Source organism: Vibrio ouci, assembly GCF_004551525.1.
GTDB lineage: Bacteria > Pseudomonadota > Gammaproteobacteria > Enterobacterales > Vibrionaceae > Vibrio > Vibrio ouci.
Genome location: NZ_SATR01000361.1, coordinates 1 through 451, shown reverse-complemented (window position 1 = coordinate 451; position 451 = coordinate 1). Strand labels below are relative to the sequence as shown.

Annotated in this window: 1 protein-coding gene; it reads left to right on the top strand. The window is 40.8% G+C overall.

The window, feature by feature from the left end; translation table 11 throughout:
• Positions 1 to 48: 48 nt before the first annotated feature.
• Positions 49 to 451, top strand: a 403-nt coding sequence (locus tag ELS82_RS28030) for a retrotransposon gag domain-containing protein (RefSeq protein WP_167489574.1), incomplete at its 3' end; no start/stop codon positions are given.

Below are 451 nucleotides of genomic sequence, written 5' to 3'. Positions count from 1 at the left end.
ATTGGGGATCGACCCGCGGAGATCACTGATAATGCAAAATGGAATGAGATGGATGGCAATGCTATTGCTAACATACATTTAGCATTAGCYGATGAAGTATTATCAAGTGTGGCGGAGAAGAAAAYAGCTAAGGAGATATGGGAGACTCTAACAAAGCTATATGAGTCYAAGTCTTTGCAYAATAAGATTTTCTTAAAGCGGAGACTTTATACCCTTCGAATGGCAGAAACCAYGGCGGTGACTGACCACATCAACACAATAAGRACTCTATTTTCACAACTCAYTACGTTGGGTCAACAAATAGAGGAAAGTGAACGTGCAGAGCTTCTACTTCAAAGTCTTCCAGATTCGTATGATCAACTCATTATCAACTTGACCAATAATATCCTCACAGACTATTTAGGCTTTGCTGATGTTGCAGCCGCCATCTTGGAAGAAGAAAATAGGCGCA